General features: G+C 60.1%; 14 protein-coding genes and 1 pseudogene. 9 read left to right on the top strand and 6 right to left on the bottom strand.

Annotated features, from left to right (window positions below; all coding sequences use genetic code 11):
• The first annotated feature begins 22 nt into the window (after positions 1-22).
• The gene (locus P6U30_RS06945; RefSeq protein WP_407168710.1) at positions 23-694 is read left to right on the top strand and encodes a YkoP family protein; all 672 of its coding nucleotides are present in this window, start codon (positions 23-25) and stop codon (positions 692-694) included.
• Here P6U30_RS06945 and hpnA read toward each other — a convergent pair.
• Together hpnA and P6U30_RS06935 are read right to left on the bottom strand one after the other, a co-directional pair.
• Positions 634-1,683: a hopanoid-associated sugar epimerase gene (gene hpnA, locus P6U30_RS06940; protein ID WP_407170383.1), complete on the bottom strand. Its 1,050-nt coding sequence runs from the start codon at positions 1,681-1,683 to the stop codon at positions 634-636. The genes P6U30_RS06945 and hpnA overlap by 61 nt on opposite strands.
• Before the next feature lie 27 nt (positions 1,684-1,710).
• Positions 1,711-2,466 (bottom strand): hypothetical protein, encoded by a 756-nt coding sequence (locus P6U30_RS06935; RefSeq protein WP_407150600.1) that lies wholly within the window; start codon positions 2,464-2,466, stop codon positions 1,711-1,713.
• Between the two features lie 341 nt (positions 2,467-2,807).
• On the opposite strand from P6U30_RS06935, the gene hpnI reads away from it, so the two are divergent.
• From hpnI to P6U30_RS06895, 8 genes are all read left to right on the top strand, one after another.
• A complete protein-coding gene (gene hpnI / locus P6U30_RS06930) occupies positions 2,808-3,953 on the top strand; it encodes a bacteriohopanetetrol glucosamine biosynthesis glycosyltransferase HpnI (protein ID WP_407168709.1) in 1,146 nt (381 codons plus the stop codon).
• A 253-nt stretch (positions 3,954-4,206) separates the two neighbouring features.
• Positions 4,207-4,770: a c-type cytochrome gene (locus tag P6U30_RS06925; RefSeq protein ID WP_407168708.1), complete on the top strand. Its 564-nt coding sequence runs from the start codon at positions 4,207-4,209 to the stop codon at positions 4,768-4,770.
• Positions 4,770-5,771, top strand: a complete 1,002-nt coding sequence (coxB, locus tag P6U30_RS06920) for a cytochrome c oxidase subunit II (protein ID WP_407170382.1) — start codon at positions 4,770-4,772, stop codon at positions 5,769-5,771. Before P6U30_RS06925 ends, coxB begins: the two co-directional genes overlap by 1 nt.
• Entirely contained in the window at positions 5,768-7,678 is a 1,911-nt protein-coding gene (gene ctaD, locus P6U30_RS06915) for a cytochrome c oxidase subunit I (RefSeq protein ID WP_407168707.1), read from the top strand. Before coxB ends, ctaD begins: the two co-directional genes overlap by 4 nt.
• A complete protein-coding gene (locus P6U30_RS06910) occupies positions 7,675-8,277 on the top strand; it encodes a heme-copper oxidase subunit III (protein WP_407168706.1) in 603 nt (200 codons plus the stop codon). Before ctaD ends, P6U30_RS06910 begins: the two co-directional genes overlap by 4 nt.
• Positions 8,274-8,615, top strand: a complete 342-nt coding sequence (locus P6U30_RS06905; RefSeq protein WP_407170680.1) for a hypothetical protein — start codon at positions 8,274-8,276, stop codon at positions 8,613-8,615. Before P6U30_RS06910 ends, P6U30_RS06905 begins: the two co-directional genes overlap by 4 nt.
• On the top strand, positions 8,603-9,496 hold the full coding sequence (locus tag P6U30_RS06900; RefSeq protein ID WP_407170381.1) for a cytochrome c oxidase assembly protein: 894 nt from the start codon (positions 8,603-8,605) through the stop codon (positions 9,494-9,496). The genes P6U30_RS06905 and P6U30_RS06900 overlap by 13 nt, the downstream gene beginning before the upstream one ends.
• Positions 9,477-9,890 (top strand): c-type cytochrome, encoded by a 414-nt coding sequence (locus P6U30_RS06895; RefSeq protein WP_407168705.1) that lies wholly within the window; start codon positions 9,477-9,479, stop codon positions 9,888-9,890. Before P6U30_RS06900 ends, P6U30_RS06895 begins: the two co-directional genes overlap by 20 nt.
• A gap of 12 nt (positions 9,891-9,902) precedes the next feature.
• Here P6U30_RS06895 and P6U30_RS06890 read toward each other — a convergent pair whose 3' ends face one another.
• From P6U30_RS06890 to P6U30_RS06875, 4 genes and pseudogenes are all read right to left on the bottom strand, one after another.
• On the bottom strand, positions 9,903-10,820 hold the full coding sequence (locus tag P6U30_RS06890) for a c-type cytochrome (protein ID WP_407168704.1): 918 nt from the start codon (positions 10,818-10,820) through the stop codon (positions 9,903-9,905).
• Between the two features lie 488 nt (positions 10,821-11,308).
• Positions 11,309-11,653 (bottom strand): glycoside hydrolase family 15 protein, encoded by a 345-nt coding sequence (locus P6U30_RS06885; RefSeq protein ID WP_407168703.1) that lies wholly within the window; start codon positions 11,651-11,653, stop codon positions 11,309-11,311.
• Positions 11,654-11,886: 233 nt separating this feature from the next.
• A complete protein-coding gene (locus tag P6U30_RS06880; RefSeq protein WP_407168702.1) occupies positions 11,887-12,054 on the bottom strand; it encodes a phage portal protein in 168 nt (55 codons plus the stop codon).
• A 239-nt stretch (positions 12,055-12,293) separates the two neighbouring features.
• Positions 12,294-12,518 (bottom strand): annotated as a pseudogene (locus tag P6U30_RS06875) (KUP/HAK/KT family potassium transporter); the annotation flags it as partial.
• Positions 12,519-12,781 lie beyond the last annotated feature (263 nt).

Below are 12,781 nucleotides of genomic sequence, written 5' to 3'. Positions count from 1 at the left end.
CGAACGGACGAGCGGTGAGGGCATGATGATCTTGACTCCCCTTGTTTCGATCATCGACAGCGCGCTTCGCGCGCGGCAGGGAATATTCGAGTACAGCCAATGCCCCCACTGCCTCTTCCGATTGCAACTTTCGGCGGTCAGCCGCGACATCGCTCTGGCGGATGGAACGCACCTTTGTGCCGGCAGCCGTCTGTTCAATCTCCATCTCTGGAATGAGCATATTCCCCCGTATCCAATCCAGGGTCCAACACTCGGCTGGTCCCGACGGATGTGTCGGGATTTCGAGACATCCCTCGAAGAGCTTGCGGCCTTTATTGTAGGCAATCCCGCTCTTGAGGACGTAACAGCGGTCGGTGGGAAAATGATGTTCGGCTCGACCGAGCAGACCGACCGCGTCGCTCATGTTGCGAAACGATATGGCTTTGTCCACGCGCTCTGTGCCCCGCGCGGCTGCTCGATTGCGGAAGGATTGCACGTGATCGGCGAAAATATCCTGGTCGCGCTGATCGTGGTCTCTCACAACCCGGCGGCGTTTCGAATTAAGTCCCTCCGACGCGATCGCGTGCCGGTCTACCTTCGCCGCGCCGAGCTCTTGAAGCGTTACGGCGCTCGCGCCGGCGCAGCATCTGCATATCAGCCGAGTGGCGTGCGGAAGCGCCCGAGCTTCGGCCCGACGGCAGATGACCGCAAATAACCGTGGCTACCGAACCACGAAATCGCATCGTTCACGGCCTCCACGTGTGGCCGCGCGCGATATCCAAGCTCACGTTCAGCTTTTTCAGACGTAAAGAACATCTTATACCGTGCAAGGCGAATGCCCGCCCAGGTCGCGAGCGGCTCATTGCCCGTGAGATAAGCGGCCATCTCGCCTGCCAACGCGGCCGGCACCGCGCCATACCATGGAATTCGAATCGATGGGCACCGCCGTCCGACCGACGCCGCGATCTCGGCGAGCAGCTGGGAGAACGGGACGTTCTCGCCCCCGAGAATGTAGCGCTCGCCGATCCTGCCTCGCTGGAGCGCTGCGAGATGTCCGCGCGCGACGTCGTCAACGTGCACAATGTTCAATCCAGTATCAACGTAGGCGGGAATCCGCCCGGTTGCGGCGGCAAGCACGATTTTTCCGGTCGGAGTTGGCTTGATATCGCGCGGACCGATCGGGGTGGACGGATTGACGATGACCGCGGGCAGCCCGTTCTTTCGGACCATATCGACGACCAGTTGTTCGGCGATTATTTTGCTTTGTTTGTAGGCGCCAATTGCCGCCCCAGCCGACATACTCGCCGCCTCGTCAGCTGGCACGCCACCGTGTTGAGGGCTCAGCGTCGCCACGCTGCTCGTGTAGACGATGCGCTCGATGCCGCTGCGCAGTGCCTCCTCCATGAGGTTTCTCGTACCTGTGACATTGGTCGCGAGAATCTCTGCGCTGTTCCATAGTGAGAGTCTGTAGTCAGCTGCGACGTGAAACAAACATCGACATCCGGCACAAGCCGGCCGGAGGGAGGAGCGGTCTCTCAAATCACCTTCGACATACTCCACGCCGCGCACATTAAGGTCCCGATATCGACTGTTTCGGCGCATTAGAACCCTGACATGGAAACCATTACCCAGCAGCGCGCGAAGCACGGCGGATCCAACAAAGCCAGTGGCGCCCGTGAGCAACAAGTTTGCGGACGTACTCATAATCATGCTCGGATCGACGAAGTTTCTCTAGAGTTGAATTGCTCGGACGCTGGAACCAAGGACCTCAGAGCAGTCACGAAGAGCTTTACGAGCCAACCACCAGTCCGCGGAGAGCTTGATGACATCAAGTGTGTCAGAAGGCCGCCCAAGCAATGAACAACTGAGCTGCCATCGACTGGTCTCGCCATCACTCGAGAGGCAGGCAAGGGCTGTCGGGGGGACATTGCGTCCGGCCGCGTCGATTACCACACGAAGCGCAACGAACCGCATCGAGTTAGCCGCGGCCAGGCGGGCGATCAGGTGAGACTCCATGTCGGCGATCAATGCACCGGTTTGACGCTGCAGTTCGCTTCGTGACGCACAAGCCAGTATGGGAACATCGATTCCGACAATGGGACCGTACACGGCGGTTGGAATCGCCGAAAGCAGCCATGCCGACCAGACATCGTCCGTCATGATGCTTCCGGTTGATGCAATGATCTCTGATCCGACCACGATTTCCCCGGATCGCAAGTCGGGACTCAGCGCACCCGCGACCCCATAGCTGACTATACCTCGACAACCGTCAGCCGCAGCATGCTCAATGAACTCCGAAAGGTCAGCCGAGCCCGGTCCCCACGCCTCTTTTTTGAAATGGCGCCCGACCATCTCGGCCTCGATCGCGAGACCCGCACAGACGATTGCCTGCCCGGCTTCTGCGACTGTTCTAGGACTTCGATGGACCCTGGTTATCGCCATTGTGAAAATAGCGCGCGAACAGCCCAGTGCCACGCGACGCGTCATTCGTCGCGCTCCGAATCACCGTGGCTTATCGAGATAACATCGCAGCCAATGCTTCGTTTCTATCTGCCGCTCCGACATGAAAAGCTCTTGCGGAAAGTAAGCGGCCTTCGAGACTGGTAAGCCTTGGGACGCTTTAACGTGTGTGAATCAGCGGAGCAGGCGCTAGGAACGCACCGAGCGCCCTCTCGTTTGGATTACGTGCCCAATGGTCGGAATCACAGCCTCCTCGTGGCTCCCGGCGACCAGACCTCATCCAGTGGCTGCCGCTCGGCGCCATCGGACGGCGAGGGCGTCGCTCCAGGCTTTTTGATCAAGAAGGCGATCATTCGAGAATGTCGGGTTTGAGCGAGACCATCCATATCGTGAGAGAGATCTGTATAGCCGGCGCGATCCTCGGCATCGGCTACAACATCCTCGCTGCAATCCTGGCGGTTCGCTTCAACAAACCATCGACGCTTGACCGATCGTCGGTGCATCCCGTGACGATATTGAAGCCCTTGCACGGAAGCGAACCAGGCCTGTTTCGGCGGCTCGATGCGCTTTGCAAGCAACGGTACAGCGGCAAGATCCAGCTCATCTGCGGTACGCAGCAGCGCACCGATCCCGCCAATCAGGTGGTCCGTCTGATGCAGAGGCTTTATCCGGCCATGGAGATAGACCTCGTTGTCGGCGATCGTGTGCGGGACGAGAATCCGAAAGTCGCAAATCTGGTCAATCTGGAAGCGAGGATCCGTCACGAAATCATTATTCTGTCCGACAGCGATATCGTCGTCGAGGATCGCTTCGTGAGCCACCTCGTTGACGAGCTGGATAATTCCAAGACCGGGGCGGTGAGCTGCCTATACCACGGAGTTGCAGCCGGCGGCGTGTGGGCCAAGGTCTCCGCACTCAACATCAACGCGCAGTTTCTCCCCAACGTGATTATCGCGCTGGCGTTCGGCGCAGCCAAACCCTGTTTCGGTTCGACGATCGCCATGCGAGAGGATGTGCTGAGACGAATCGGCGGCTTTCAACCATTTCTGGACGAGCTCGCCGACGATTATGCGATCGGTCGGGCCGTTCGCGCTATCGGGCTGGATGTCGTTGTCCCACCCTGGGCGGTTGGGCATGTCTGCTTTGATCGCAGCTTTCGCTCGTTCTGGGAGCATCATCTGCGCTCGTCGCGCACCATCCGCTCGATCGAACCCGTCGGTTATGTCGGAACCATATTCATGCATCCCGTGATCCTTGCTTTCTTCGCTGTCTTGACGGGAGCGCAGCATCCGATCGCCTTGCCGAGCATCGCATTTGCCAGCCGCGCCATCTTGAATTTCAGTATCGAACGAACCTTCGACTTGCGACGGCACTCGCTCTGGCTCCTAGCGCTTCATGACACGATCTCATTTGCAGTCTTCATATGCAGCTTCTTCGGCGCCGCCGTCGAATGGCGCGGCCAGAGTTACCAGATCTTTCGCGACGGTACGATCCAGAAGGACAGCTTCGACTAAGGCCCCGGGCCGACCGTTCAGCCGCCCACGGCCGCGGGTCGATGGGCAAACCGAGGCCACTCTCCGCCCTTGCGATGGCCTTAGAACTTGAGAGCCGTTCGCAGCAGAGTGCGGGCCATCTTCACTCGGGCATTTAAGCTTTGCAGCCGATGTTGGTTCCCACGAACAGGATGGAGTTGCCTTGCCTCGGCAGTAGGAACATCCGTTGAACCGCGCGATTGAAGAATTCGAACTGCCACGTTCCTGAGAGCACATGCGGGCACAGTACCTCATCCTCGCGCTTGCGACCTTCGTGGCCGGATGTCAGCGGGAGGAGAGAGAGTTGCGCCTCGATCCGCCCGTGGCCGACGCTCTCAATAACGTTGCACTGATGCCGAACCGGATCAGCGGGGCCCCGCCCGAGGTCTACTATGCGCTGGGAAAGCCTTACGAGGTCAACGCCTATAATCTCAGCCAAGGCAAACGGTTGTATGCCTGGTTTGGCTGCCGGGCATGCCACGGCGATGGGCAAGGCGGTACTGGCCCGAGCTTTCTCGATGGCTGGTGGTATTATGGCCCTGAGATGGTATCGATCTTCGCATCGATCCGTGATGGGCGGCCGCATGGCATGCCGGCCTTTCGCGACAAGCTAACGACGGATCAGATCTGGCAGCTTGCGGGCTACGTGCAAACCATCGGCTCTTACGAGGGGAAGACTGCAGCTCCTAGCCGCAGCGATGACAAGCAAACTCGCCCGTCGGAGAACCGCGCGCCCGCGAAGCTCCTGTTCGACGAAGGGCCGACGCCGATCCATCCCGACCAGGGACCCACGCCGTGATCGGGTCTCGCAGCAAGTTCGCGGCTTGCGCGTCGCTCACAGTGCCTCTCGCAGGTTGCAGCGGCTGGCAGTCGGTCCTCGACGCGCACGGCACGTCAGCAATCAGCTTGAGACAGCTGATCATCCTGATCGTCGTGGCCTGCTGCATTGTGTGGATGCTGGTGATGATCGCCCTCATTTGGACGTTGTGGCGGGGCCGCCGGTCGACAGACAGCTACCCCCCGGTTCCGGAGCGACGAAAGACGTTCGCAGTAACAGCCGCGACAATCCTGACGACCCTGATCATCAGCGCCTTCACCGTTACCAGCTTCTTCGCCACACGTTCGCTGAGCGTCGCCGGACAGGATGACCTGCAGGTCACGGTGCGTGGACTGCAATGGTGGTGGAGCATCGACTACTTTAGCAATGATCCCGAACGGCACTTCGAAACCGCCAACGAGATCCATATCCCGGTCGGACGCAATGTCCATTTCAAGTTGGAAGGGCTCGACGTCATTCATTCCTTCTGGGTGCCAAGCCTGGCCGGCAAGCAGGATCTCATCCCCGGCCGCTCCAATGAATTAACGGTGCGCGCCGAACGCCCTGGGATCTATCGCGGACAGTGCGCCGAGTTCTGCGGTATGCAGCATGCGCACATGGCATTTCTGATCATCGCCGACGACCAGTCCGCGTTCGACGCCTGGACCGAGGCGCAGCGACGGCCAGCTCCGGCGCCGGGCGATGAGACTCTCACGGCCGGGCAGCAAGCCTTTCTCGAAAAGCCATGCTCCGGTTGCCACACCATTCGCGGCACAGCCGCAGCCGGCACCGCGGGACCCGACCTCACCCATGTCGGCAGTCGGAGGTACATTGCGGCCGGACTGTTCGAGACCACACCGGGCTCGATCGCGGCTTGGGTTGCAGACCCGCAGACGATCAAACCCGGCAACAACATGCCATTGGTGCCGCTCGCGCCCGCCGAACTGCGGTCGATTTCAGCCTATCTGGCCAGCCTGAAATGACCGGCGACGCCACAGCGACCGATATACGCGATATTGACCTGCCGCGCCCCACGCTCGAGGCTACCCTCGCGGACACCTGGAAGACGCCGCCGGGTTTCTGGAGCGCACTCACGAGCGTCGACCACAAGATCATCGGCCGCCGTTACATTGTGACGGCCTTTGTGTTTCTCGCTCTCGGCGGCATTCTTGCGGTCCTGATCCGGCTCCAGCTTGCCAAGCCAGAGTCACGGTTGATTGGGCCTGATCGTTACAATCAGATCTTCACGATGCACGGCGCGAACATGATGTTCCTGTTCGCAGTGCCGGTCATGGAGGCTGTTGCGGTCTATCTCGTCCCGCTCATGGTCGGCACCCGAAACATCGCTTTTCCAAGGCTGAATGCCTTCTCATACTGGATGTACCTTGCCGGCGGCGCGTTGCTGTGGAGCGCATTCGCAATGGACATGGCTCCCGATGTCGGCTGGTTTGCCTATGTGCCTCTGTCCGGCCCGCAATACGGTACTGGGAAACGCGCCGACATCTGGGCCCAGATGATCACGTTCACGGAGTTGTCGGCACTCGCCGTTTCGGTCGAACTGGTCGTCACAATCTTCAAGCAACGAGCACCAGGCATGACGCTCGACAGAATCCCGCTATTCGTATGGTCGATGCTCGTCACGTCGTTCCTCGTCATCCTGGCCATGCCGGCGATCATGGTCGCAAGCAGTACGCTGATCCTGGATCGTCTGGTCGGCACCCACTTCTACAATCCTGCCGAGGGCGGCGATGTGCTGCTCTGGCAGCATCTGTTCTGGTTTTTCGGTCATCCCGAAGTGTACATTATCTTTCTTCCAGCCGCAGGCATGGTCTCGAGCATGATCGAACCGTTCGCGCGCCGTCCGGTATTCGGCTATCTCGCGCTCGTGATGGCCCTGATCGCGACGGGAATTCTCTCGTTCGGGCTCTGGGTCCACCATATGTTCGTGACGGGGCTGCCCAGGCTTGGCGACAGCTTTTTCACCGCCTCGAGCATGGCGATCGCCGTTCCGGCCGGAATCCAGATTTTCTGCTGGTTGGCGACGCTCTGGGATGGGAAACCTGTATTCAAGACCCCGCTGCTTTTCGTCATCGGCTTTATTGTCACGTTCACGATCGGTGGCCTCACTGGAGTCATGGTCGCATCCGTGCCGTTCGATACACAAGTTCACGACACCTACTTCGTGGTCGCGCATTTCCACTATGTGCTGGTCGGCGGCGCCGTCTTTCCGCTGCTTGGCGCGATCCACTACTGGTTTCCCAAAATCACCGGCAGATTGATGAACGAGATGCTTGGGAAGCTGTCGTTCTGGCTGATCTTCCTGGGTTTCAACGCAACGTTCTTCCCCATGCATATTCTAGGTCTGCAAGGCATGCCGCGTCGAATCTATACCTACCAGCCGGATATGCCTTGGCAATACACGAACCTCTTCGTGAGCCTGAGTGCGATCGTACTGGCGACGGGATTCCTTCTCTTCTTCATCAACGCAATCTGGAGTTTGCGATCCGGCGGCGCTGCCGGCGACAATCCGTGGGCGGCACCGACGCTGGAATGGGCGACGTCATCGCCGCCGCCGGACTATAATTTCGCGTTCATCCCAGTGGTGCGCGCAGTGCATCCACTTTGGGACGAGCCCGACGTCCCCTCCGCTGCCGGATTGCGGACCGACCGTCGCGAGTTGATTGTCACTTCGATAGACAGCGCCGAACCTCAGGCACGGGAAGCGTCCCCGCGCAATTCGATCTGGCCCCTTTGGGCAGCAATTGCGACCACGGTCATGCTGATCTGGTCGATCTTCTCGCCTTGGGCGGTCGTGTGGGGATCGGTTCCGATCACCATCGCGTTGATCGGCTGGTTCTGGCCTAAGGGAACGCCGGAGGACGAATCGTGACGCAACGCATCGTTCTCGATCTCGCGAAACTTCCCCTGCACGGCTTGAGCACGGCTAGCGTCACCTGGTGGGGCACGCTCGCCTTTATGCTGATCGAGGGCACAGGGTTCGCGCTCGTCCTCGCCGTCTATCTCTATCTGATGAGCCGGGCCGTCACATGGCCGATCGATGCGCCACCACCAGATCTTCTGCCAGGCACGCTGGTCACCGTCACCCTGATCGCGAGCGTCGTTCCAAACGTCCTGATAGCACGCTGGGCGAAACAGCAGAAGCTGAGCCGGGTCCGGGCCGGCCTCATCGTGATGTGCCTGTTCGGTATCGCTCCCCTGGTCATCCGCATCTTTGAATTTCCTGCGCTCAGGATCAATTGGGACGCCAACGCCTATGGTTCGGTCGTGTGGACGCTGCTTGGATTGCATACCACGCACATCATCACTGACCTTGTCGAAACGTTTGTATTGGCGGCCCTGATGTTCACGCGACACGGAAGCAGTTCGCGACGGTTTGGCGACGTTGAAGACAATGCGATGTATTGGAACTTTGTCGTTATCACCTGGCTTCCGATCTACAGCTGCCTCTACTGGGTCTCACGGTTATGAGCGCATCGCAAATTGTTCGGAAACTCAGCGACTGGGCGGGCCTTTGGCTGGCACCCTCGCTTTGGGCGGTGAACATGCAGCTCGGGCAGATCCTTCCCTATCGCGACTGCTATACTAACTCGCACATTTCGGCCACGGCGTCGTTCGTCGCTGCGGTGTTCGCTGCATCGTCCGGCGTTGTGTCGTGGGAAGGGGTTCGACGGGTCGGTCGGGAGAGAGTGCAAGCCGCGATTGCCGTGTTTGCTGGCTCTGTGAGCGCTCTTTCCGCTCTCGTGTTTACGTTTGCCCTCACAATGCAGGGAATCGCCGCCGTGGTGCTGACGGGATGCGAAAGATAGCATTCTTCCTCGTGACGTGGGCGTCGATTGACGCCGCTCACGCCCACTCTTACGCCGAGCCGGCCGATAGTTCGCGCTGGACTTTCGATCCCTGGGTGGTGGTTCCCCTCCTCGTTGTCGGCTCGTTGTATGCTCTGGGAGCGATAAGGCTGGCGCGACGCTCGACACGGCGCACCGGTCGAGCCTGGCGGCACCTTACGTTCCTGATGGGCTGGCTTAGCCTGATCGCTGCGCTCGTGTCTCCGATGCATTGGTTGGGCGAACGCATGCTCGCCTTTCACATGGTGGAGCATGAGATCCTCATGGCCATTTCAGCGCCCCTTCTGGTGCTTGCGCGACCCGTCGGCATCTGGATGTGGTCGTTTCCGAGACGGCTGCGTGTTGCTGGCGGCCGCTTGATGCGGAGTCGGCTCGCCGGCTCGCTCTGGAGCTTGCTCAGCGGCGGGCGCAACGCGACGCTGCTCCACGCCATGGCCATCTGGGCGTGGCACGCACCTCCCCTTTTTGACGCCGCAGTTTCTGATCCGGCGTTGCACCGGCTGCAACATCTAAGCTTCTTTGCAACCGCCGTGCTGTTCTGGTGGTCAGTGCTTCGACGCAGCGCAATTGGCGCGGCTGCATGGCACGTGTTCGTCACCATGCTGCACACCAGCGTGCTCGGCGCGTTGATGGCGCTGTCGCCGCGGTTGCTCTATCAGCAGGACTACTCCATTGCGGGATCCTGGGGGCTGTCGCAACTCGAGGACCAGCAACTGGCCGGCCTGATCATGTGGGTGCCAGCCGGTACGATCTATGCGGGAGTCGCGCTCGCGCTGATCGCGATTTGGATCAACGGCACCGCGAGATCCGTGAGACACAGCAATGTTGTCGGCGTTTCTTAAAGCGCCAGGCCGAATGGCAGCGTTGTCAGCGCTCGGCTTCGTCCTGGCGGCGGTCACCGGTGGCCTGTGGTGGCAGGCACAGCATCAGGTCGTTGAGGTCGCTCGCACGATTACCGGAGGGGACCCTTCGCGCGCCCCCGATATCCTGCGGCGTTACGGGTGCGCGGGATGTCATACCATCCCGGGCATATCTGGCGGCGATGGTAAGGTCGGGCCATCGCTTGCCGGCTTGCGCCATCGCGTCTACATAGGCGGCGTTTCGACTAACTCGCCGGATAACCTGGTGAATTGGATCGTCCGTCCGCAAAGCCTCTCGCCGAACACCGCGATGCCAGCGTCCGGGATAACGGAGGCAGAGGCACGCGACGTCGCGGCCTATCTCTATGCACACTAACGCGGGGTCGCTCTACGGGGTCGGCGTCGGTCGCGGCGACAACGATTTGATATAGACGGCAATTGCCGTGCGATCGCGGTCGGACAACATCGCGGTGTTGGTGACAACATCGGCCATCGATGATCCTACCCTGCCGTGGTTCGGTGTGTTTCCGGTTCGAAGTAGCTCAGCGAGATCTTGCGTCGACCAATTTCCAATCCTGGTCGGCGTAATATTCGGGTAGAAGCCCGTTCCTTCCGGATCCTGTCCGCCGGCATAACGGGTGTTCGATCTAATTCCACCGAGAATGTTGCGCGACGAGTGGCACTCCGCGCAATGTCCCACGGCCTCGACCAGATATCGCCCGCGATTCCATTCATCGTCGTGGCCACGATCCGGCTGGAGTTGACCCGGCCGGAAGTAGAGAAGCTTCCACAGCCCAATCATGCGACGAACGCGGAACAACGGCGTCAGCTCATGCGCAGGCGGTCGTCCTTGGACCGCTGGCAATGTCCGCAGATAGGCCATCAGGTCGCTGACATCCTCTCCGCGCATATGAGTGAAGCTCGAGTACGGAAACAGGGGATAATAATGGCTGCCACCGGGAGAGACGCCGTTCAGCAAGGCATTGGCAAGATCCTCGGTTCGCCAGCGCCCGATGCCGTCTTGCGGATCCATGGATATGTTGGGAACACGAAAGGTCCCGTACGGCGATGCCAGCGCCAATCCGCCACCGAGGCGCAGCCGATCGGACTGACCTGGCGAGGCATGACATGACGCGCAATCGCCGGCTGCGAACACGAGCTTTCCGCGAATAGGGTCGCCGCCCTGATCGGACAGCCTGATACGATCTGGAGATGCAAGGAATTGCGGCGACGTGAGCAGCCAGCCGCCGACGCCCAACACCCCGACGATCGCGCCCGCGACAATCCACCAACGCACTACGTGCATCTCGGCCTTGCAGTATAGACGGCAACGCCATGTAACGTGCTGCTTGCATCGATGTTCCTGGCGCGGAGGACGCGCGCCCCAGATCAGAAATGCGCCATCTATCGCGCGTCTGTCATTCGAGCAGACTCACTTTCCATACGGTGCTGGCGTTGGGGGCCCGAGCAACGTGAATGCGAGCTCACTTTGGTCGGCGTTTTAAGATCGCGTTGCACGCCTCGATGTTCTCTGACGACCTTGATTTTGCGGTTCGAATGCCAGCCTTTGGCGAAAATGCCGAGCGCCACGGCTCTCATCGTCACGTCACCCAGCACGTCGCTACGAACCATTCAGCCCGGCTTGCGCCCATTGAAGGTCACGTGCTGTGGAGGCCGCCGCTGCGATTGAAGGTTGTGGACCGAAGTAAAGCTGTGCTGAAGTTCTCAGATCTGCCAACTGCTCCTATGTCGGTCTGAGGTGGTAATACAGCCGACCACCAGACATTGGCATTGTCACCCCTGCGGGGCCCGCCTCGTCCGCGTAATGCGGTGCACCGTATTCACGAGGGCGACATGGGTAAATGCTTGAGGAAAATTTCCAACTAGCCGCCCGGGCTCCGGCGCGTATTCTTCCGAAAGGAGACCAACGTCGTTGCATAGCCCAAGGAGCTTCTCAAGCAAGGCTTCGGCTTCGGCCTCGTGGCCAATCATATGGTAGGCGTCTGCAAGCCAGAAGCTGCAAGCAATAAACACGCCTTCTCCCTCTGAGATTCCATGCTTCGAAGGAGGAACATCATAGCGCCTGACTAGTCCATCAATGAGCAGATCTTGTTCGATTTTCGCAATCGTTGACAGCACTCTGGAATCATCCGGCGGCAGACCGCTGTTTGGCCTTCGTGTGGTGGCGTGAGCGCTTGGATGGTGGGGAGCTTCGGTACATCGCGAAACCCGCAATGGCGTGAGCCGCTTTGCCATTGGCAGCCTAACTCACCGGGAAGCACCTTATGCCCGCCGGAACCCGCTGGATTGACGTTCGCCGCAGCGCCCATCGCATTCAACTCGTCGTCGAAATCTTTTGCCGACAGGCATCGTCATTCCAGGTCGTATTGATCAAGGAAGTACAGCTTGACGAGCGCGGGCGTCACTAACGGAACATCCCGGACTTGGCCCAGGCGCGTGGGACGGAAAATATGAAGAAGCTGATTGGCGGGCACCCGGACCTGTCGGTCGTGAAGCCGGCCCCCGGCCGGCCCCGCCATCGGCCGCTGATCCGGGCGTCGGGGGTGCGTTTTTCCCGCCCGCTTGACCGGCGGCCCCAGCCGGGCCCTCCCTCCCTCCACTAGAGGCGCCCCTACGGCCTTTTCCGGACATCCGTACCCCTTTGATCTTTCGCCATATTCGCCCCGGAATTGGACAAGGATCTTCCAACCACCGACCAGTGGCCTAGTTCTGGGCCACTTCACCGGGGATTTGGCCCCCAATTCCGGGCCGATACCGCGGCCGCCACGGACGACCAATTCCATACCTTCCAAATCACAACAAAGGCGAGCATCGCCGTCACGACCATGGTGCTGGTGACGGCGATGCCATAAGCGGACGCCAGAGCGTTCGATGAGCGAAACATGAAGACGAGCACCAGAACGCCAACCAGCAGGAATCCGTTCACGGGCGGCATGTAGATCTGTCCGTCGAGGGCCTCGGAGGTCTGCATGATCTCGTGGCGACTATCCGACCTCGCCGCTTCCGCCATTAAAGTCACGCACGCGTCGCTCGGCGGCTTCCTCAGAACGAGGCGTAAGCGTTCCGGAACGCAATGGCGCCTGCAAGGGATCGTGGCCGTGTGCGTACGGCATGCCCGTCGTTACCGCTCTGGACGATCCATTGGCCGTTTTGCTGACCTACGATTTTGCCAACGTGGTGACGCCAAACGACGATCGTACCGATTGAAGGACCACCCGCATTGGTGCCGTACCGTGCCCAGGAGCG

Origin of the sequence: Bradyrhizobium sp. ORS 111 (genome assembly GCF_045571485.1) — a bacterium.
Lineage (GTDB): Bacteria > Pseudomonadota > Alphaproteobacteria > Rhizobiales > Xanthobacteraceae > Bradyrhizobium.
This window is presented reverse-complemented; position numbering and strand designations above follow the sequence as displayed.

Bases quoted from the DNA above. Each gene is read 5' to 3' on its own strand.
- P6U30_RS06945 (WP_407168710.1), top strand. From the start codon at position 23: ATGATGATCTTGACTCCCCTTGTTTCGATCATCGACAGCGCGCTTCGC.
- hpnA (WP_407170383.1), bottom strand. From the start codon at position 1,683: ATGAGTACGTCCGCAAACTTGTTGCTCACGGGCGCCACTGGCTTTGTT.
- P6U30_RS06935 (WP_407150600.1), bottom strand. From the start codon at position 2,466: ATGACGCGTCGCGTGGCACTGGGCTGTTCGCGCGCTATTTTCACAATG.
- P6U30_RS06925 (WP_407168708.1), top strand. From the start codon at position 4,207: ATGCGGGCACAGTACCTCATCCTCGCGCTTGCGACCTTCGTGGCCGGA.
- ctaD (WP_407168707.1), top strand. From the start codon at position 5,768: ATGACCGGCGACGCCACAGCGACCGATATACGCGATATTGACCTGCCG.
- P6U30_RS06905 (WP_407170680.1), top strand. From the start codon at position 8,274: ATGAGCGCATCGCAAATTGTTCGGAAACTCAGCGACTGGGCGGGCCTT.
- P6U30_RS06900 (WP_407170381.1), top strand. From the start codon at position 8,603: ATGCGAAAGATAGCATTCTTCCTCGTGACGTGGGCGTCGATTGACGCC.
- P6U30_RS06895 (WP_407168705.1), top strand. From the start codon at position 9,477: ATGTTGTCGGCGTTTCTTAAAGCGCCAGGCCGAATGGCAGCGTTGTCA.
- P6U30_RS06890 (WP_407168704.1), bottom strand. From the start codon at position 10,820: ATGCACGTAGTGCGTTGGTGGATTGTCGCGGGCGCGATCGTCGGGGTG.
- P6U30_RS06880 (WP_407168702.1), bottom strand. From the start codon at position 12,054: ATGGCGGGGCCGGCCGGGGGCCGGCTTCACGACCGACAGGTCCGGGTG.